Genomic DNA, 18,995 nt, shown 5'->3' with positions numbered 1-18,995 from the left:
GCTCGGGCTCGGGCTTGGGCTGGGGCTCGGGCTAGGCCGTCGGGGTGTCGACCGCGCCGCCGTAGCGTCGGTCGCGGCTGGCGTACTCCTCGATCGCACCCCACAGGTCGGTGCGACGGAAGTCCGGCCAGAGCCGGTCGAGGAACACCATCTCGGCGTAGGCGGACTGCCACAGCAGGAAGTTGCTCGTGCGCTGCTCCCCCGAGCTCCGGAGGAACAGGTCGACGTCGGGCATCTCGGGCACGTACAGCCGCTTCGCCAGGGCCTTCTCGGTGACCTGGCTCGGCTTCAGGCGACCGGCTGCGACGTCCTCGGCCATGCCCCGCACGGCGTCGACGATCTCGTTCCGGCCGCCGTAGTTCACGCACATCGTCAGCGTGAGGACGTCGTTGCCCGCCGTCATCCGCTCGGCGGTCTCGAGCTCGTCGATGACGCTCCGCCACAGCCGCGGACGCCGGCCGGCCCACCGCACCTTGACGCCCCACTGGTGCAGCTGGTCACGGCGACGGCGGATGACGTCGCGGTTGAAGCCCATCAGGAACCGGACCTCTTCCGGGGAGCGCTTCCAGTTCTCGGTCGAGAACGCGTACGCCGACACGTGCCCGACGCCGATCTGGATCGCCCCGGCGACGACGTCGAGCAGTGAGGCCTCGCCCGCCTTGTGCCCCTCGATCCGGGTCAGGCCGCGGCCGTTCGCCCACCGGCCGTTGCCGTCCATGACGATGGCCACGTGCTCCGGCACGAACCGGGCCGGGATCGCCGGGGGCGTCTCGCCGGTCCAGTCGATCGGGCGGAACGGTTCGACGTCGTCGGGGCGGCGGGGGCTCATGCGGTGGGGGCTCCTTCGACAGCGGGATCAGGGTCGGGCTCGGGCACGGCGGGTGCCGGGGTCGAGGCCACTGCACGTGCTGTCGCCTCGGGTCCGCCGTGGGTCTGCGGCACCGGCATCGGGTGTTCGGAGCGGTCGACGTGCGGCAGGGACCTGAGCGATCGTTCCAGGTGCCACTGGGCGTAGGCCGCGACCACGCCGGAGGCCCGCGAACGCGTCCGCTCATCCGTGGCGTCGACCGTCGCCCAGTCGCCGGCGAGCAGGGATCCGAGCACACCGAGCGTCGCCGGGTCGAGCCGCGGCGTGCCCGGGGGTGCCGCACGGTCGGCGACGACACCGCCGAGCTGCACCACGAACGCCGAGTGCGGGCCGGGCTCCCCCGTCACCGCACAGTCGCTGAACGAGGGCGCCCACCCCGCGATGCTCATCGCGCGGAGCAGGTAGGAGTCGAGGGTCGCGCTGGACTGGTGCTCACCGCGCGACAACGAGCGGAGCGCCCCGACGAGCAACAGGTACTGCTGCAGCCCGGCGTCGGCCTCGCTCAGTCGGTCGGCGGTCTCGACCATGGCGCTGGCCGCGGTGTACGCGCCGTAGTCGGCGACGATCTGGGCCCCGTACGCGCCGAGGGACTCCGCCTGGGTGACGATGTCGAGCGACCGGCCCTCGTAGAACTGGGCGTCCACGACCATGAACGGTTCGAGCCGGCTGCCGAACTTCGACGCCGTTCGTCGCACGCCCTTGGCCACGGCACGGATCTTGCCGTGCTGCCGCGAGAGCATCGTGACGATGCGGTCGGCTTCACCGAGCTTGTGGGTGCGCAACACGACGCACTCGTCCCGGTACAGCGGCATGCCCCCAGTATCCCCCGCCCCGCCGACAGCCGCGTGCGGTGCGGGGCGGGGCTCGGGGGTACCGAGTGGAATCGGGCGTACCTGGTCGGAAGAAACGACCAGGTACGCCCGATTCGACCTGCCATCGCGCGTGACGGGGGAAAGACCGGGCACAGACAGGAGGCGCGGTGCGGGACGGACCCGCACCGCGCCTCCTGGGCCGGTCGCGTCTCAGGCGGAGACGAGCTCCGGCGCGTCGGCGCCGGCCGCGGCACCCGCGCGCACCGCGCGGTTCACCGCGGACACGATCGCCTTGAGCGACGCCGTCGAGATGTCGGCGTCGATGCCGACGCCCCACAGACGCACGCCGTCGACGTCGAGCTCGACGTAGGACGCGGCCTTCGCGTCACCGGAGGCGCTCATCGTGTGCTCCGAGTAGTCGTACAGCGTGACCTGGACGCCCTGCTCGGCGAGCACCTTCAGGAACGCGTCGATGGGACCGGTGCCGACGGCCTCGGCCGTGACCGCACCCTCGTCGACCCGGAGTGCCACGGACAGCGAGGTCGTGCCCTCGAAGTCGCTCGACGTCGCGGTCTTGGTGAGCTCGTACCGGCCCCACTTCTCGTCGTCGATCGACGCGGGCAGGTACTCGTCCTGGAACACGTCCCAGATGCGCTGCGACGAGAACTCGCCGCCCTCGGTGTCGGTGTGCCGCTGCACGACGCCGGAGAACTCGATCTGCAGCTTGCGGGGCAGGTCGAGGGCGTGGTCGGTCTTGAGCAGGTACGCCACACCGCCCTTGCCGGACTGCGAGTTGACGCGGATGACGGCCTCGTACGACCGGCCGATGTCCTTCGGGTCGACGGGCAGGTACGGCACCGCCCACTCGATCTCGTCGATGTCCTTGCCCGCGGCGGCGGCCTTGGCCTTCATCGCCTCGAAGCCCTTGTTGATGGCGTCCTGGTGCGAGCCGCTGAACGCCGTGTACACGAGGTCGCCCGCCCACGGCTGGCGCTCGGGCACCGGCAGCTGGTTGCAGTACTCGACGGTGCGCTTCACCTGGTCGATGTCGGCGAACGAGATCTCCGGGTCGATGCCCTGCGTGAACAGGTTCATGCCGAGGGCGACCAGGTCCACGTTGCCGGTGCGCTCACCGTTGCCGAACAGGCAGCCCTCGATGCGGTCGGCGCCGGCCATGTAGCCGAGCTCGGCGGCCGCCACCGCGGTGCCGCGGTCGTTGTGCGGGTGCAGCGACAGGATGACGTCCTCGCGGTGGGCGAGGCGGCGGGACATCCACTCGATCGAGTCGGCGTAGACGTTCGGCGTGGCCATCTCGACGGTCGCGGGCAGGTTGATGATGACCTTGCGCTCGGGCGTCGGCTCGAAGACCTCGAGGACGGCGTTGCAGATCTCCAGTGCGACCTCGAGTTCGGTGCCCGTGTAGGACTCCGGCGAGTACTCGTAGTAGATCGTCGTGTCGTGCTGCAGCGTGGCTTCGGCCGCCTTGCAGAGCTTCGCACCGGTGACCGCGATGTCCACCACGCCCTGCACGTCGGTGCGGAAGACGACCTCGCGCTGCACGATGCTCGTCGAGTTGTACAGGTGGACGATGGCCTGCTTCGCGCCGTCGATCGCCTCGTAGGTGCGCTGGATGAGGTGTTCGCGCGCCTGGGTCAGCACCTGGATGGTGACGTCGTCGGGGATCGCGCCCTCGTCGATCAGCGACCGGACGAAGTCGAAGTCGGTCTGCGAGGCGCTCGGGAACCCGACCTCGATCTCCTTGTAGCCCATCCGGACGAGGAGGTCGAACATCGCCCGCTTGCGCTCGGCGTCCATCGGGTCGATGAGGGCCTGGTTGCCGTCACGCAGGTCGACCGCACACCAGCGCGGTGCCTTGTCGATGCGCTTCGTGGGCCAGGTCCGGTCCGGCAGGTCGACGCTGATCTGCTCGTGGAACGGGACGTACTTGTGGATCGGCATCCCGGAGGGCTGCTGGGTGTTCTGCATCGTTCTTCGCTTTCGTCGCGTGTTCGTGAGCTGTTGTGGTGCGGCCACGACGGACTCCGCGACGAGGTGGGCCGGAGTGTCAGGCCTCGTCGCGGCAGCGAAGGAGGAGGAGTGCCGAGTACATCGGGACCCACGGTAGCACCGGAGCAGCGGGCGGGCGCAAGCGTGTGACGTGGGACTGCCCGCTGCTTCCGAACGGGGTGCCGAGTGGTCGAGACCTGCCGCGGGCCGGTCACCGAGTGGTCACGTTGTGTCGCCCGGGCCGCGTCCAGACGACGGTTCGTGACACCTCGGCGGACGTGAGCGGCGTGGCGGGGCCGGGCAGGGCACGTCGGCGCGACCCCACGACGGACGGGAGGCCCGGTGCCAGCTGGCACCGGGCCTCCCGTGTCGTCGCATGGCGTGACCAGGGCGACGGGTCAGTCGACCGCGAGGGCCTCGGTCGGCGGGACGCGCATCGCGCGCCGCACCGGCGCGATGGTGGCGACGACCGCCAGGACCAGCGCGCCGATCACCACGATGCCGATGGTCAGCGGCGGCAGCACCGGTGCCACGGGCGTCCCGAGCGAGCCGAGGAGCGTCTGCCCGCCGACCCAGCCGTACAGCGTGCCGAGTGCGAGCCCCGCGACGACGGCCGCGACGACCATCTGCACGGCCTCGGTCACGATCATCCGTCGGACCTGCGCACCGGTCAGGCCGAGCACCCGAAGCAGCCCGAGTTCGCGTCGACGCTGGAGCACCCCGAGCGCCAGGGCGTTGACGACCCCGACGGCGGCGATCACGGCGGAGAACCCGACGATCACGCTGACGACGGCGTTGATCTGCACGAAGAGGTCCCGCTGCGCCTCGATCATCTCGGGGGTGGCGCTCCCGGCGCTCATGGCGCGCATCTCGGTCTCGAGCACGTGCTGCATGATGCCGAGCGCGACCGCGAAGGTGACGAGCAGGGTGACGCCGATGACGAGCCCGATGGTCGCCCGCGAGGACCGCCCCGGCGCCCGCATCGCGTTCCGTCCGGCGAGCAGGACGACGGGGTCGTGCGAGCCGATGCGGCCGATGAGCTGCAGCACGGGCGGCATCACGATCGTCGCCCCCACGGCGACCCCCGCGAAGGACACGAACCCGCCGAGCGCCGCCGGCAGGACCGCGACCGGGGACAGCGAGCTCACCGCGAGCCCGAGCAGCATGAGCACAGCACCGCCGGCCATGAGCACGATCGACCAGACCTTGCGGGCCGTGCCGGACCGGACGTCGTCGTGGCTCGGCTCGACGGACGACGACAGCGCTTCGAGCGGGGTGACGGTGAGCACGCGGCGCGACCCGGCAGCGAAGGCACCCCAGGTGGCGAGGACGACGGCCACGACCGGCAGGACGAGCTCCCACGGCACGTACGTGTACTCGGCGTCGGGCAGGACCCCGTTGCCCCGCAGGACGATGACGAACAGGGCCGAGAGCGCGGTCCCCACCACGGCACCGACGACGCCGCCGAGCACGCCGACCACCAGGCCGGTGCGGGTGATCCGCGCCCGCAGGGTCGCACCGGTCGCGCCGACCAGCCGCTGCAGGGCGATGATCCGGGTCTGTCCGGCGATCAGGGTGGCGCAGGTGTTCGCGGTGACGATCGCGCCGACGTAGAGCGCGATGCCGAGGAACAGCCACCCGACCACCGACAGGATCGCCTTGATCGGGCCGAGGTCGGCGACCCCGGCGGCTCGGAGCGCCTCGGTCACGATCCCCGGCGCGATGACGAGGGCGGAACCGAACGTGGTGCCGAGGGCGGCGACCAGGACGGTGGGGGCGAAGGAGCGGATGCCGTTCACGCTGCTGCCTCCATCCCGAGCATCGTCGTGGAGATCGCGCCGGCGTCCATCGCGGGGCGGTCGGCGACGATCCGGCCGTCGGCCAGGAACAGGATCCGGTCGGCGTTCGCGGCCGCCACCGGGTCGTGCGTGACCATGACGACGCTCTGGCCCCACTCCTGGACGGCACCGCGGAGGATCGCGAGCACGTCGCGCCCCGTGCGGGAGTCGAGCGCGCCCGTCGGTTCGTCGGCGACGACCACCGCCGGCCGCGAAGCGAGTGCCCGTGCGATGGCGACGCGCTGCTGCTGCCCGCCGGAGAGCTGGTGCGGACGATGGGTCAGCCGGTTGCCGAGCCCGAGCATCTCGACCAGCCGGTCGATCCAGGCGGTCTCCTCACGCGAGGGCTTGTGCCCACCGAGCAGGAACGGCAGCCGGATGTTCTCGCTGACGTCCAGCGTCGGGACGAGGTTGAACGACTGGAACACGAAGCCCAGCCGACGACGACGCAGCTCGGTGAGGTCCTTGTCGCCCAGGGCCGTGATGTCGACGCCGTCGATCTGGATCCGACCGGTGGACACGGCGTCGAGGCCGGCCGCGACGTGCATGAGCGTCGACTTGCCGGACCCCGACGGGCCCATCACCGCGGTGAACTCCCCCGCGCCGATGTCGACGCTGACGTCGTCGAGCGCGGTCACACGTCGGGCGTCGTCGCCGTAGTGCTTGGACACGTGGTCGAGGCGGATGATCGGGGCGTGGCTCGTGGTCATGCATCCACGATGACGGTCAGCGGTCCTGTCCCGCGTCGCCCGGTCGGCTCCTGTGGATCGTCCGCTCGGCTCGGTTGCCTGTGGAGGGGTCATCCCCGCGGATGACCCGGCCTCAGTCGGCCTTGGTGACGAGCCCGTGTTCGTGGGCGAAGACGACGAGCCGCACCCGGTCGCGGAGTTCGAGCTTCGTCAGGACCCGCGAGATGTGCGTCTTCACGGTCGCCTCACTGACGTACTCGTGCTGGGCGATCTCGCTGTTGCTGAACCCCCGGGCGGCCAGGTCGAAGATCTCGCGCTCACGCGGGGTGAGGTCGGCGAAGGCCGCGGGGACGGCGGCGGCGCGGCCGACCGAGTCGTCGTACCGGCGCAGGAGCTCCCGCGTGGCCGACGCGGCGAACACCGCGGTGCCGGCGTGCACGGTCCGGACCGCCGCGAGCAGGAACTCGGGGTCGGCGTCCTTGAGCACGAACCCGCTCGCGCCTGCGCGGATGGCCTTGGCGGCGGCCTCGTCGAAGTCGAACGTGGTCAGCACGAGGACCTTCGCGCCGTCGGTGCCCGACTGCTCGACGATGTGACCGGTCGCCGTGATGCCGTCCATCACGGGCATCCGGACGTCCATCAGCACCACGTCGGGACGGGTGCGTCGGACGAGTTCGACCCCCTCGGCACCGTCGCCCGCCTCGCCGACGAACCGCAGGTCGGGCTGCGAGTCGATGAGCATCCGGATGCCGGTGCGGAACAGCGCCTGGTCGTCGACGAGGGCGACGCGGATTGAGTGCTCGTCGGTCGGGATCGTGGTCATCGGGCGGTGCGCTCCTGCTCGGTCGGGGTGATCCGGCCCCGGGGCATCTGCCCGCTGGCCGGGACGGTCGGCATCCGGACGGCGACCGCGAAGTCGTCCCCTCGGGCCCCGGCGGTCATGGTGCCGCCGGTCATCACGGCGCGCTCGCGCATGCCGACCAGGCCGTGGCCCGTGCCGGGGCCGCGGACACCGTCATCGGCACGGCGGTTCACGACGGCGATCTCGACCGTGTCCGGCCGGTAGGTCAGGGCGGCACGCACCGGGCTGCCGGGCTCTCCGTGCTTGTACGCGTTCGTCAGGCTCTCCTGCACGATCCGGTAGACCGCGAGCTGCGTGGTGGTCGGCAGCCCCGCGGGATCGCCCTCGCGCTCCACGCGCACATCGAGCCCGAGCTGCCGCATCTCGTCGACGAGCCGGTCGATGTCGTCGATCTCGGGCGTCGGCGCGGTCCCCTGCTCGTGCCGGAGCGCGCCGAGGAGTTCGCGCACGTCGCCGAGTGCGCGCCGGGCCGTGGCCGAGATGGTGCTGAGGGCCTGGTCGGCCACCGCGGGGTCGGCCTTCAGGGCGTACCGGGCGCCGTCGGACTGCGCGATGACCACCGCGAGCGAGTGCGCGACGATGTCGTGCATGTCGCGGGCGATCCGCACGCGCTCCTGCTCGACCGCGACGGCCCGGTCGGCCCGCGCGGCGTCACGTTCGGCGAGCAGCTGGGCCTCGCGACTCATGCTCGCCGAGCGACGGGTCCGGACCACGAGTCCGGCGAGCCACGGCAGGAGCAGGAGGAGCAGGACGACGGCGAAGAACGAGAGCGTGACCTGCAGGGACTCCTGCAGCGGCGTGGAGGCGGTCTCGTAGGTGAGCCGGTTCTGGTAGTCGTCGAAGCCCATGTACGCCGCCGCGGCGACGGACCCGACGATCGCCGACACGAGCCCGGCCAGCCGCACACGGCGGCTGCCGTACGCACTCGTCGTGTACATGACGCCGGCGATGAACGCGTTCGACACGTCCGGCACCTGCAGGGTGACCATCTCGAAGACCGCGAACACCCACGCCACGGCCAGGGCGAGACCGGGTGACAGGCGCCGGAGTGCCAGGGCGGCGGTCATCCCGACGACGGTGACCACGGACAACGGCCCGTCGATCCCGCGCCCGCTGGCGACCAGCACGAGGCCGCCGAGCAGCACGGCGATCAGCAGGTCGGTGATGACCTGCGCGCGCAGCATGGGACGGAACACCCGTCCACGGTACGGCGGGCCGCTCGTCCCCGCGTCCCTCGCCCGGATGACCCGGGGTGCGAACGGCGGACGGTCAGAAACCGAGGCGTCCGAGCTGCTTCGGGTCACGCTGCCACTCCTTGGCCACCTTCACGCGGATGTTCAGGTAGACGTGCCGGCCGCCGAGCAGCGACTCGATCTCGACGCGGGCCCGCGAACCGACGTCCTTCAGGCGCTCGCCCTTGTGTCCGATGACGATCGCCTTCTGGCTGTCCCGCTCGACGAACAGGTTCGCGAAGATGCGCAGGGGGCCGTCGGCGTCCTCGTCGGCGTCGGGCTCGACGATGTCCTCGATGACCACGGCGAGCGAGTGCGGCAGCTCGTCGCGGACGCCCTCGAGCGCGGCTTCGCGGATGAGCTCCCCGATGCGCTCCTCGTCGGTCTCCTCGGTCACGGCGCTCGAGTCGTACAGCTGCGGCGACTCGGGCAGCAGGCTCGTGACGACGCCGAGCAGGTCTTCGAGCTGCATGCCCCGGGTGCCCGAGGTCGGCACCACAGCGTCCCAGTCGCGGAGCTTCGAGACGGCCAGCAGCTGCTCACCGACGCGGTCCTTGGAGGCGCTGTCGATCTTCGTGACGATCGCGATCTTCTTGGCGCGCGGGTACTGGTCGAGCGTGTCGTTGATGAACCGGTCACCGGGACCGACGGGCTCGTTCGCCGGCACGCAGAACCCGATCACGTCGACGTCGCCGAGGGTGGACTGCACGAGGTCGTTGAGCCGTTCGCCGAGCAGGGTGCGCGGACGGTGCACGCCCGGGGTGTCGACGATGATCACCTGGCCGTCGGGCCGGTGCACGATCCCGCGGATGGCGCGCCGGGTGGTCTGCGGCTTGGACGAGGTGATGGCGACCTTCTCGCCCACCAGGGCGTTGGTCAGCGTCGACTTGCCGACGTTCGGGCGGCCGACGAACGAGACGAAGCCCGCGCGGTAGGGCTTGTCCGAGCCGGCCTGGGTGGTGTCGGTGTCGGTCATGCGTGCGTGGTTCCCGTCGTGGTGGGTTCGGCGTCGTCGAAGGCGTCCTCGACGTCGGCCAGGGCATGGGTGCGCTCGGCGAGCACGGTGATGAGGTGGCGGCGCTTGCCCTCGACCCGGTCGGCGGTCAGGACGACCCCGGACACGGTGACGGTGTCGCCGGAGACCGCCAGGTGTCCGAGCTCCTTGGTGAGCAGGCCACCGGCGGTGTCGACGTCGTCGTCGTCGAGCTCGATGCCGAACAGGTCGCCGAGCTCGTCGATCGGCAGTCGGGCGGAGATCCGCCAGATGCCCGGTTCGACCTCGGTCCGGTCGACGACGGCGCGGTCGTACTCGTCGGAGATGTCCCCGACGAGCTCTTCGATGAGGTCCTCCATGGTCACGAGCCCGGCGACTCCGCCGTACTCGTCGACCACCAGCACCAGGTGGTTCTTGGCGACCTGCATGTGCCGCAGGGTGTCGTCGGCGTGCTTCGACTCCGGCACGAACTCCGCGGGCCGCAGCAGCCGGCTGACCCGCTCGCTGCGGGACGCCGGTCGTTCGTACAGCGACCGTGCGACGTCGCGCAGGTAGAGCACGCCCCGCACGTCGTCGCTGTCCTTGCCGGTCACCGGCATCCGGGACACCCCGGCGGCCAGGAACTGCTCCATGGCCGCGGCGAGCGTCTCGGCTCCGTCGACGGTGAGCATGTCCGTGCGGGGCACCATGACCTCGCGCACCAGGGTGTCGCTGAACTCGAACACGGAGTGGATGAGTTCGCGGTCCTCGTCCTCGAGCACGTTGCTCTCGGTGGCCTCGTCGACGAGCGAGAGCAGCTGCTCCTCGCTCGACACGGTGGAGGCGCTCCGGCCGCGGCCGGGGGTGACCCGGTCGCCGATCCGGACGAGCAGCCCGGCCAGCGGACCGAGCACGATGCGGACCCCACGGACGATGCCGCCGGTCGCACCGATCAGCCGCTCGGCGTGGGCGCGTCCGACGCTGCGCGGGCTCGACCCGACCAGCACGAACGACACCGCGGTCATGATCGCGGCGGAGAGCACGAGTGCGAGCCACCAGCTGTCGAAGGCGCGCACGAGGGCGATCGTCACGAGCACCGCAGCGGCGGTCTCGGCGAGGACGCGGAAGAAGTTCAGCGCGTTGACGTGCGCCCCGACGTCGTCCGCGATCGCCTCGATGGCGCGGCGGCGTTTGTTGCCCCTGGCGATCTCCTCGAGGTCGGCACGGGAGACCACCGAGAGCGCGGCGTCGCTCGCGGCGAGGAGCCCGCCGAGCACGACGAGCCCCAGCGCCACCGCGAGGAGTCCGGCGACGACGACCACCGGCTACCGCCCTCGGTGCTGGGCGGCGAAGGCGGTCAGGATCTCGCCCTGGATGCCGAACATCTCGGCCTTCTCGTCGGGCTCGGCGTGGTCGAAGCCGAGCAGGTGCAGGATGCCGTGGCAGGTGAGCAGCAGCATCTCGTCGGTGCTCGAGTGCCCGGCGGTCTTCGCCTGCTCCTCGGCCACCTGCGGGCAGAGCACGATGTCGCCCAGCAGCCCGGCCGGCGTGGGGTCGTCCTCGGTGCCGGGACGCAGTTCGTCCATCGGGAAGCTCAGGACGTCCGTCGGACCGGGCTCGTCCATCCACCGCACGTGCAGCTGCTCCATCGCGCCCTCGTCGACCAGCACGATCGCGAGCTCCGCATCGGCGTGGACGTGCATCGCGTCCAGGGCGAAGGCGGCGAGCCGCTGGATCGCGGCCTCGTCCACCTCGACGCCGGACTCGTTGTTGAGCTCGATGCTCACCGGGTGCCTCCTCGGGCGTCGTTCTGGGGGTACGGGGGTCGTGCGCGGTCCTGCGGCGGGCGCCCACGGCGTTCGGCGCGGTTGGCGCCGTCGGGGTTGCCGACCGGGGCGGTGCCACGGCCACCGGGGCGCTGCCCGGCCTGCTCGGCGAGGCGCTCCTCGTCGTAGACCGTGTAGGCGTCGACGATCCGGCCGACGAGGGTGTGGCGGACCACGTCCTCGCTGCCGAGACTGGCGAAGTGGATGTCCTCGACCTCGTCGAGGATGCGGGTCACGAGCCGGAGACCGGAGACGTTGCCCGGCAGGTCGACCTGGGTGATGTCGCCCGTGATGACCATCTTCGAACCGAACCCGAGGCGGGTCAGGAACATCTTCATCTGCTCGGGCGTGGTGTTCTGCGCCTCGTCGAGCACCACGAAGGAGTCGTTGAGCGTCCGGCCGCGCATGTACGCCAACGGGGCAACCTCGACGGTGCCGGCCGCCAGGAGCTTCGGGACCAGCTCCGGGTCCATCATCTCGTTCAGGGCGTCGTACAGCGGGCGCAGGTACGGGTCGATCTTGTCGGTCAGCGTGCCCGGCAGGAAGCCGAGCCGCTCGCCGGCCTCGACCGCGGGACGGGTGAGGATGATCCGGGTGACCTCGCGCCGCTGCAGCGCCTGCACGGCCTTGGCCATCGCCAGGTACGTCTTGCCGGTACCGGCCGGACCGATGCCGAACGTGATGGTGTGCTCGTCGATGGCGTCGACGTAGGCACGCTGCCCGTCCGTCTTCGGGCGGACGGACTTGCCGCGGCTCGACACGATCGGGGTGCCGAAGGTGTCGGACGGCTTGCGGTCGTCGTCGAGGATCCGTGCCGACATCGGGATGTCGGCCGGGCCGATCTCCTGCCCGCGCCTGACCATGCCGACGAGCTCGTCGACGAGCGCCTTCGCGCGGGCGACGTCGCGCTCGGGCCCGGTCAGCGTGACCTCGTTGCCACGGACGACGACCCGGACGCCCGGGTACTGGCGCTCGACCGTCTTGAGCAGACGGTCCTGGGGGCCGAGCAGCTGCACCATGGCGATGCCGTCGACCTGGAGCGAGACCGAGACGGGCTCGTCGTCGGCGGCGGTGGGCTGTACTGGTTCGTTAACCGGCAAGGGTGCCTTCCTGCAGTTCACCTGCGAGTACGTGCGCGTGCACGTGGAACACGGTCTGACCGGCGGCTTCGCCGGTGTTGAAGACGAGTCGGAACTGGCCGTCGGCGCGCTCGTCGGCGATGCGCTGCGCAGTGGCGACGACGTGGGCCAGCAGGTCGGGGTCGCCCGCTGCGAGTTCGCCGACGTTCGCGTACTGCTCGGTCTTGGGGACGACGAGCACGTGGACGGGAGCCTTCGGGGCGATGTCCTCGATCGCGATCACGCGGTCGTCCTCGGCGACGATGGTCGCCGGGATCTCGCGCGCGATGATCTTGGAGAAGACGCTGGGCGTGCTGCTGCTCATGGCTCCATCGTAGGACGCGCCCGACGGCGTGGTCCGGCTCACCAGCGGCCCAGTCGCGCCTGCAGGACAGCGAGTGCCGCCGGTCCGGCGGTGGACGTGCGGAGCACGCTGTCACCGAGTCGGACCCGCACGGCACCCGCGGCCTCGAGCCGGTCGAGCTCCGCGCCGTCGATGCCGCCTTCGGGACCGACGACGAGTGCGATGTCCTCGGCGTCCGTCGGGGGTTCCCAGGTGGCGAGTCGCACGGTCGCGGTCGGGTCGAGCAGGACGAGGGCGGTCCCCTCCCCGAGCGCGGACACGAGCTGTCCGGTCGTCACCAGCGGCGCGACGACGGGCACGCGCGGACGGATCGCCTGCTTCGCGGCCTCGTGCGCGATCGATGCCCACCGGGCACGGCCCTTCTCGACCTTCGCGCCGTCCCACCGGGAGACGCTGCGCGCGGCCGACCACGGCACGACCCGGTCGACGCCGATCTCGGTCGCCGCCTGCACCGCCATCTCGTCACGGCCGCCCTTCGCCAGGGCCTGCACGAGGGTCAGCGACGGGCGCGGTGCATCCTGGTGCTCGACGGTCTCGACCGCGAGCTCCAGCGTGTCCTTGCCGAGCGTGGTGACCGGCCCGGACACCACGGTGCCCCGACCGTCGGCGATCCGCAGGACCTCGCCGACCCGGACGCGCGCGACGGAGACCGCGTGCCGGCCCTCGGCGCCGTCGAGCGACACCGGGTCACCGACGGCGACGCCGTCCAGCGAGTCGACGAGGTACAGCGACGCCATCAGTGGTTGAAGAACCGGTCGCGGAGCTTGCCGAACATGCCCTGCTGGAACCGGGCGAGCTGCGGGGCGGTGGTCTTGTGCGACTTCGCGAGCTGCTCGACCAGCTGCCGTTCCTTGTGGGACAGCTTGGTCGGGGTGACGACCTGCACGCCGACCCGCAGGTCACCGCGGCCGTTCCCGCGCAGCTTCGTGATGCCGCGGTCCTTGATGACGAGGACGTCGGCGCTCTGCACGCCGGGCCGGATCTCCAGCTCGACCGGACCGTCGAGGCCGTCGATCGTGGTGGTCGTGCCGAGGACGGCGTCGGTCATGCCGACTTCGAGCGTCGCCAGCAGGTCGTCGCCGTCACGGCTGAAGACGTCGTCGTGGCGTACACGGATCTCGAGGTACAGGTCGCCGGACGGACCGCCGGCCGGACCGACCTCGCCCTGGCCGGGCATCTGGAGGCGCAGGCCGGAGTCGACGCCCGCGGGGACGTCCACCGGCACGGTGCGACGTGCGCGGACGCGGCCCTGACCCTGGCAGGTCGGGCAGGGGCTCGGGATGACGGTGCCGTACCCGCGGCAGGTGCCGCACGGGGCGCTCGTCACCACGTTGCCCAGGAGCGAACGCACCTGGCGCTGGATGTGCCCGGAGCCGCCGCAGATGTCGCACGTGCGCGGGCTGGTGCCCGGTGCGCAGCAGGAGCCGTGGCAGGTCTCGCACAGCACCGCCGTGTCGACCTCGACGTCCTTGTGGGTTCCGAAGACGACCTCGTCGAGGTCGACCTCGATGCGGAGCAGGGCGTCCTGGCCGCGCTCGGCACGGCTGCGCGGGCCCGAGCCACGGCCGCCGCCACCGCCGCCGCCGCCGAAGAAGGCGTCGAAGATGTCGCTGAATCCACCGGCGCCACCACCGAAGGGGCTGTCGGCCTGCGGGCCGGCGTCGTACCGGCGTCGCTGCTCGGGGTCGCTCAGCACGTCGTACGCGTGCGTCACGTCCTTGAAGCGCTCGGCGGCGTCGGGTGCCGGGTTCACGTCCGGGTGGAGCTCACGCGCCAGGCGGCGGTAGGCCTTCTTGATGTCGGCATCGGAGGCGTCTCGCTGGACGCCGAGGACGTCGTAGTGGTCTGCCACGTATCCCTCAGTCGGTTGGGTTCGGTCGGTTGGTCAGTGTTCGCCCAGGAGCTTGGACAGGTAGCGGGCGACGGCGCGGACGGCCGCCATGTTCGTGCCGTAGTCCATGCGGGTCGGTCCGAGGACGCCCAGGCGGGCCACCTCGCCACCGGCCAGGTAGCCGCCGGCGACGATGCTCGTGGCGTCGAGTCCGTACTCGGCGTTCTCGACGCCGATGCTGGCCGCCACCGCGATGTCGTCCACCTGCATCTCCCCGAACAACCGGAGCAGGGTGACTTGTTCCTCGATCGCTTCGAGCACCGGGAAGAGGCCGCCGGAGAAGTCCTGCTCGCTCTTCGCCAGGTTGGCCGCACCGGCCATCAGCAGGCGGTCCTGCCGGTTCGCCGCGACCTGCTCGATGAGCGTGGCGACGACGACCCCGCCGAGCGTCTGGGCGTCGGGGCGGAGCTGCTGCGGCACGGCTCGGAGCGCGGTCGGGACGTCCTGCAGCAGGAGTCCCACGGTCGCGCCGTTCACCACGGTGCGGAGTTCGCCCAGCGAGTCTTCGTCGAGCGGGACGTCGGTCTCGACCACGCGCTGTTCGACGCGGGCGGTGTCGGTGATGAGCACCACCATCAACCGGGCGTCACCGAGCCGGACGAGCTCGACGTGCTGCACCCGGGCGCGCACCATCGAGGGGTACTGCACCAGGGCGACCTGGTTGGTGAGCTGGCTGAGCAGCCGGACGGTGCGCCCGAGGACCTCGTCGAGGTCGTTCGGGGCGCCGAGGAAGGTCTCGATGGCGTGCCGCTGCGCGCTGGAGAGCGGACGGGCACCCGCCAGGTGGTCCACGAAGACGCGGTACCCCTTGTCGGTCGGCACGCGCCCGGACGAGGTGTGCGGTGCGGCGATCAGCTGCTCGTCCTCGAGCAGGGCCATGTCGTTGCGGATCGTCGCGGCGCTGACCCCGAAGGCGTGCCGCTCGACGATGGTCTTCGACCCGACGGGTTCACGCGACGCCACGTAGTCGCGCACGATGGCCTTGAGGACCTCGAGGCTGCGTTCACTGACCACGAGCGCCTCCTTTCCCGATCGACCTGGCACTCGGACGTGTCGACTGCTGATCCTACGCCCGACCGCTGACGGCCCGGGACTTCCGGGCGGTCGGCCGATACGCTTCCGCCATGACCTACGGACAGCAGCCCGACGGCCCCGGACCCGAGCAGCCCGGCGGCCAGTACGGCCACGGCCCCGGTGGCCCCCAGCAGCCCGGCGGGACCCAGTACCCCGGCGGGCCGCAGTACCCCGCCGGCTACACCCCGCCCCAGCCGATGAGCCCGGAGGACCAGCGCCTGTGGGCCACGCTGACGCACATCGGTGGGATCTTCTTCACCGTCGTCGCGCCGCTCGTCGCCTACCTGGTCCTCCGCGATCGAGGCGGCTTCATCCGAGAGCACACCCGGGTCGCCCTGAACTTCCACATCACGATGGCGATCGCGTACTTCGTCGGTTCGCTCACATCGGTGTTCGGCGTCGGGTTCCTGATCATCCTCGCCGCTGCGATCGTGTCGCTGATCTTCAGCATCATGGCGGCGGTCGCCGCGAACCAGGGCCAGTTCTACCGCTACCCGCTCTCGATCGAGTTCATCAAGCAGTAGCGGCAGCGGCAAGCAGTGCGCACCAAGCAGTGCGCACGCCCCTCAGTCGAGCAGCTCCCGCACCACCGCGTCGGCGAGCAGGCGACCCTGCAGGGTCAGGTCGATACGTCCCCGCACCGCGGCCGACCCGTCCACGAGTCCGCGCGCGATGAGGCCGGCGACCCGGCCACGGGCCTCCTGGCGGATCTCGCTCGTCGCGAGCTCCCCGCGGACCCGCGCCGCGAGCAGCAGGCGCTCGACGTACCGCGTCTCGTCGTCGATGGTCTCGCGGCCGGCGGCCGGCGACTCCCCCGACAGCACCCGGTTCGCGTACGCGGCCGGGTGCTTGACGTTCCACCAGCGCGTACCGGCGACGGCGGAGTGCGCGCCGGGGCCGACGCCCCACCAGTCGTGGCCCTTCCAGTACGACAGGTTGTGGCGGCTCGCGTGCGCGTCGCCGCGCGCCCAGTTCGACACCTCGTACCAGGAGTAGCCGGCGTCGCCGAGCACCTGGTCGGCGAGCTCGTACATGTCGGCGGCCAGGTCGTCGTCGGGGGCGGGGAGCTCGCCGCGGGCGACCATGCGGCCCATCGCGGTGCCGTCCTCGACGATGAGCGAGTACGCCGACACGTGGTCGGGCTCGCAGGCGATCGCGGCGTCGAGCGAGGTCCGCCAGTCGGCGAGGGACTCCCCCGGCGTCGAGTAGATGAGGTCGAGCGAGACGTCGAGTCCCTGCTGCTTCGCGAGGTCGACGACGACGGGGACCCGGAGCGGGTCGTGCGTGCGGTCGAGCGTGGCGAGCACGTGCGGCACGGCGGACTGCATGCCGTAGCTGATCCGGTTGAAGCCGCCGGCCCGCAGGGTCTCGAGCGACGCCGCGTCGACCGAGTCCGGGTTCGCCTCGGTGGTGACCTCGGCCCCGGGCAGGATGCCCCAGGTGTCGTCGATCGCACGGAGGATCATCGCCAGGTCGGACGCCGGCAGCATGGTCGGGGTGCCGCCGCCGAAGAAGACGGTCGACACCGGCCGCCGCGGCACACCGGAACGATCGAGGACGGTCGCGGCCCACTCGATCTCGCGCACGGCGTGCCCGGCGTAGTCGTCGCGACGGACGCCGCGGAGCTCCGACGCCGTGTAGGTGTTGAAGTCGCAGTACCCGCAGCGAACGCGGCAGAACGGCACGTGCACGTACACGCCGAAGGGGACGTCACCGGCGGCGGGAGCAGCCCCCGGCCCGGCAGCGGAGCCCGCTGCCGCCCACGGGGTGATCAGGCCGTCCGCTGGTGCTGGATCGGCGATCGGGAGAGCACTCGGCATGGAGTCCATTGTCCGTCATGATGGGAGCCATGGAGCACCATCCCGTCCCCACCACGGTCCTGTGGGACATCGACGGCACCCTCGTGATGAACGCGTCGTCCCCGGGCAACCTCTACCACCTCGCCCTCGAGCGGGCGGTGGGCCGCGACCTCACCCTGCGGGTCGGGCACCAGCACGGCCGGACCGACGCCGGGCTCATCGCCGAGCACGTGCACGCCCACGCGTTCGAGGACACCCTGATCCCCTCGGTCAGTCGGCACCTGCACGACCTCACCGCCGAACGGCACGCTTCCGGCGACCACCGCAGCCCCGTCCCCGGGGCGAAGGCGCTCCTGACCCGTTTCGCCGAGCTCGGGTGGCGCAACGGCCTGCTCACCGGCAACTCCGAGTACCGCGCCCGGGTGAAGCTCACCGGGGCCGGGTTCGACCCCGACGTCTTCGACTGGGAGCACTCGTACTTCGGCGACACCGAGGTCGAGCGGGCCGGGGTCACCCTGCGCGCCGCCGCCGAACTGGTCGGCACCCGGGCGGTCATCGTCGGCGACACCCCGCGCGACGGCGAGGCCGCGGACGCCGCGGGCATCCCCTTCCTGGCCGTGGCGACGGGTGTCTACGACGTCGATGCGCTGCGGCACACGAACGCCGTGACCGTCGCACGCGACTGCCAGCAGGACGCTGCCCTCATCGAGGACGCGATCGCCGCGCTCCCACCGCTCCGCTGAGGAGCGGGAGCGGGCGGGAGCGGGCGGGAGCGGGCGGGGTCGCGAGACCGCGAGCGACCGCGACCGCGACCGAGCGGCCGCGACCGCGACCGAGCGGCCGCGACGCCTAGTCGCCCCGCAACGCCGCCAAGTACTTCTCCGCCATGACCTTCTGCTGCCGCCGCACGAAGGGCGCCACGAAGCGCCACTTCCGGCTCGCCGGCTGCGAGAACTGCCGGACCTGCAGCCACACCGAGCCGTCCGGGGTGCGCTCGACGACGAACGACTCCTCGCCGGAGAGCGGGTGCCCCTCGAGCGTGCCGTAGGCGAACCCCTTGCGGTCGTGCTCGTCGATGATCGACACGACGCGCACCGGTGCCAGCACGGTCTGCCCGAACGCGTGGATCGTCAGCGTCGCGCTGGTGCCCGCCGTCAGCAGCGGAGTGCCGTCGGGGGCGAACTTCTCGACCCGGGGCGTCCCGATGGACGCCGGCGCGATCGGCACACCGTCGTCGTCGAAGGTGACCGGGTTGTACCGGACCTCGTCGTCGTCGGGCTGCTCCTCGACGCGCACGCGGACACCGCTGCGCTCCTGGATCTGCCACGTCAGCGCCTGCACGACGGCGGTCTCGAACCGCTGGTCGCCGTGTCCGATCCGCGCGCGCGACTCGGCCGGCGTGAAGCCGTCCGGCGGGTAGGTCATGAGGTCCGACGCCTGGGTCGCCCCCACCGCGCCGTACGTCAGGGCGGTCCGGTAGCTCCCGCGGATGCTCATGCCTCCATGGTACTTGGGCGGGCCGCCCCGGATCGAACCGATCCACGCTCACCTCCGTCGGATCGGCCCACCCGCCGTGCACCCCGAACTGGAGGCCCGACAACCGCCCGCCCCGCGGCTATCGTCAGCAGGCTGTCTCTTATAC

19 protein-coding genes are annotated in these 18,995 nt (G+C 71.5%); 2 read left to right on the top strand and 17 right to left on the bottom strand.

Going from position 1 to position 18,995, the window contains the following annotated elements:
* Window positions 1-31: 31 nt before the first annotated feature.
* From DEJ12_RS17625 to hrcA, 15 genes are all read right to left on the bottom strand, one after another.
* On the bottom strand, window positions 32-829 hold the full coding sequence (locus DEJ12_RS17625; RefSeq protein WP_071251399.1) for an isoprenyl transferase: 798 nt from the start codon (window positions 827-829) through the stop codon (window positions 32-34).
* The gene (gene recO, locus DEJ12_RS17620; RefSeq protein WP_027465318.1) at window positions 826-1,680 is read right to left on the bottom strand and encodes a DNA repair protein RecO; all 855 of its coding nucleotides are present in this window, start codon (window positions 1,678-1,680) and stop codon (window positions 826-828) included. Before recO ends, DEJ12_RS17625 begins: the two co-directional genes overlap by 4 nt.
* A 210-nt stretch (window positions 1,681-1,890) precedes the next feature.
* Window positions 1,891-3,666, bottom strand: coding sequence for a 2-isopropylmalate synthase (leuA, locus tag DEJ12_RS17615; protein ID WP_071405366.1), 1,776 nt, complete (start codon window positions 3,664-3,666; stop codon window positions 1,891-1,893).
* Between the two features lie 419 nt (window positions 3,667-4,085).
* Complete coding sequence (locus tag DEJ12_RS17610) at window positions 4,086-5,486, bottom strand: ABC transporter permease (protein ID WP_111031146.1); 1,401 nt, start codon at window positions 5,484-5,486, stop codon at window positions 4,086-4,088.
* Window positions 5,483-6,235, bottom strand: a complete 753-nt coding sequence (locus DEJ12_RS17605; RefSeq protein ID WP_111023148.1) for an ABC transporter ATP-binding protein — start codon at window positions 6,233-6,235, stop codon at window positions 5,483-5,485. Before DEJ12_RS17605 ends, DEJ12_RS17610 begins: the two co-directional genes overlap by 4 nt.
* 112 nt (window positions 6,236-6,347) lie before the next feature.
* Complete coding sequence (locus DEJ12_RS17600) at window positions 6,348-7,037, bottom strand: response regulator transcription factor (RefSeq protein ID WP_035808237.1); 690 nt, start codon at window positions 7,035-7,037, stop codon at window positions 6,348-6,350.
* A complete protein-coding gene (locus DEJ12_RS17595) occupies window positions 7,034-8,272 on the bottom strand; it encodes a sensor histidine kinase (RefSeq protein WP_204166208.1) in 1,239 nt (412 codons plus the stop codon). Before DEJ12_RS17595 ends, DEJ12_RS17600 begins: the two co-directional genes overlap by 4 nt.
* A 73-nt stretch (window positions 8,273-8,345) precedes the next feature.
* Entirely contained in the window at window positions 8,346-9,284 is a 939-nt protein-coding gene (gene era / locus DEJ12_RS17590; protein WP_111023145.1) for a GTPase Era, read from the bottom strand.
* Window positions 9,281-10,603, bottom strand: a complete 1,323-nt coding sequence (locus DEJ12_RS17585) for a hemolysin family protein (RefSeq protein ID WP_110864648.1) — start codon at window positions 10,601-10,603, stop codon at window positions 9,281-9,283. Before DEJ12_RS17585 ends, era begins: the two co-directional genes overlap by 4 nt.
* A gap of 3 nt (window positions 10,604-10,606) precedes the next feature.
* Window positions 10,607-11,068, bottom strand: coding sequence for an rRNA maturation RNase YbeY (ybeY, locus tag DEJ12_RS17580; protein WP_017886675.1), 462 nt, complete (start codon window positions 11,066-11,068; stop codon window positions 10,607-10,609).
* Window positions 11,065-12,207, bottom strand: coding sequence for a PhoH family protein (locus tag DEJ12_RS17575; protein ID WP_111031145.1), 1,143 nt, complete (start codon window positions 12,205-12,207; stop codon window positions 11,065-11,067). The genes ybeY and DEJ12_RS17575 overlap by 4 nt, the downstream gene beginning before the upstream one ends.
* A complete protein-coding gene (locus tag DEJ12_RS17570) occupies window positions 12,197-12,550 on the bottom strand; it encodes a histidine triad nucleotide-binding protein (protein WP_027465310.1) in 354 nt (117 codons plus the stop codon). The genes DEJ12_RS17575 and DEJ12_RS17570 overlap by 11 nt, the downstream gene beginning before the upstream one ends.
* Before the next feature lie 38 nt (window positions 12,551-12,588).
* Window positions 12,589-13,326 carry a 16S rRNA (uracil(1498)-N(3))-methyltransferase gene (locus DEJ12_RS17565; protein ID WP_111031144.1) on the bottom strand — a complete coding sequence of 246 codons (738 nt, stop codon included), beginning with the start codon at window positions 13,324-13,326 and terminating at the stop codon, window positions 12,589-12,591.
* Window positions 13,326-14,441 carry a molecular chaperone DnaJ gene (gene dnaJ, locus DEJ12_RS17560; protein ID WP_110860415.1) on the bottom strand — a complete coding sequence of 372 codons (1,116 nt, stop codon included), beginning with the start codon at window positions 14,439-14,441 and terminating at the stop codon, window positions 13,326-13,328. The genes DEJ12_RS17565 and dnaJ overlap by 1 nt, the downstream gene beginning before the upstream one ends.
* Before the next feature lie 33 nt (window positions 14,442-14,474).
* Window positions 14,475-15,494 (bottom strand): heat-inducible transcriptional repressor HrcA, encoded by a 1,020-nt coding sequence (gene hrcA / locus DEJ12_RS17555; protein ID WP_027465308.1) that lies wholly within the window; start codon window positions 15,492-15,494, stop codon window positions 14,475-14,477.
* Between the two features lie 110 nt (window positions 15,495-15,604).
* On the opposite strand from hrcA, the gene DEJ12_RS17550 reads away from it, so the two are divergent.
* A complete protein-coding gene (locus DEJ12_RS17550) occupies window positions 15,605-16,078 on the top strand; it encodes a DUF4870 domain-containing protein (protein ID WP_309146953.1) in 474 nt (157 codons plus the stop codon).
* A 42-nt stretch (window positions 16,079-16,120) separates the two neighbouring features.
* Here the strand turns inward: DEJ12_RS17550 and hemW are convergent, their stop codons facing one another.
* Complete coding sequence (gene hemW / locus DEJ12_RS17545; RefSeq protein WP_111031147.1) at window positions 16,121-17,374, bottom strand: radical SAM family heme chaperone HemW; 1,254 nt, start codon at window positions 17,372-17,374, stop codon at window positions 16,121-16,123.
* Between the two features lie 29 nt (window positions 17,375-17,403).
* Between hemW and DEJ12_RS17540 the strand changes: the two genes are divergently transcribed.
* On the top strand, window positions 17,404-18,096 hold the full coding sequence (locus DEJ12_RS17540; RefSeq protein ID WP_181433187.1) for an HAD family hydrolase: 693 nt from the start codon (window positions 17,404-17,406) through the stop codon (window positions 18,094-18,096).
* Between the two features lie 106 nt (window positions 18,097-18,202).
* On the opposite strand, the gene DEJ12_RS17535 is transcribed toward DEJ12_RS17540, so the two are convergent.
* On the bottom strand, window positions 18,203-18,850 hold the full coding sequence (locus DEJ12_RS17535; RefSeq protein WP_035808235.1) for a DUF1990 family protein: 648 nt from the start codon (window positions 18,848-18,850) through the stop codon (window positions 18,203-18,205).
* Window positions 18,851-18,995: the final 145 nt, after the last annotated feature.

The organism is Curtobacterium sp. MCLR17_059, assembly GCF_003234665.1.
GTDB lineage: Bacteria > Actinomycetota > Actinomycetes > Actinomycetales > Microbacteriaceae > Curtobacterium > Curtobacterium flaccumfaciens.
Note: the sequence above shows the minus strand (reverse complement) of the source record. Positions and strands in the feature narration are given on the sequence as shown.

Coding starts and splice junctions, on each gene's coding strand:
- DEJ12_RS17625 (WP_071251399.1), bottom strand. CDS start 829: ATGAGCCCCCGCCGCCCCGACGACGTCGAACCGTTCCGCCCGATCGAC.
- recO (WP_027465318.1), bottom strand. CDS start 1,680: ATGCCGCTGTACCGGGACGAGTGCGTCGTGTTGCGCACCCACAAGCTC.
- leuA (WP_071405366.1), bottom strand. CDS start 3,666: ATGCAGAACACCCAGCAGCCCTCCGGGATGCCGATCCACAAGTACGTC.
- DEJ12_RS17605 (WP_111023148.1), bottom strand. CDS start 6,235: ATGACCACGAGCCACGCCCCGATCATCCGCCTCGACCACGTGTCCAAG.
- DEJ12_RS17600 (WP_035808237.1), bottom strand. CDS start 7,037: ATGACCACGATCCCGACCGACGAGCACTCAATCCGCGTCGCCCTCGTC.
- era (WP_111023145.1), bottom strand. CDS start 9,284: ATGACCGACACCGACACCACCCAGGCCGGCTCGGACAAGCCCTACCGC.
- DEJ12_RS17570 (WP_027465310.1), bottom strand. CDS start 12,550: ATGAGCAGCAGCACGCCCAGCGTCTTCTCCAAGATCATCGCGCGCGAG.
- DEJ12_RS17565 (WP_111031144.1), bottom strand. CDS start 13,326: ATGGCGTCGCTGTACCTCGTCGACTCGCTGGACGGCGTCGCCGTCGGT.
- DEJ12_RS17550 (WP_309146953.1), top strand. CDS start 15,605: ATGACCTACGGACAGCAGCCCGACGGCCCCGGACCCGAGCAGCCCGGC.
- hemW (WP_111031147.1), bottom strand. CDS start 17,374: ATGCCGAGTGCTCTCCCGATCGCCGATCCAGCACCAGCGGACGGCCTG.
- DEJ12_RS17540 (WP_181433187.1), top strand. CDS start 17,404: ATGGAGCACCATCCCGTCCCCACCACGGTCCTGTGGGACATCGACGGC.
- DEJ12_RS17535 (WP_035808235.1), bottom strand. CDS start 18,850: ATGAGCATCCGCGGGAGCTACCGGACCGCCCTGACGTACGGCGCGGTG.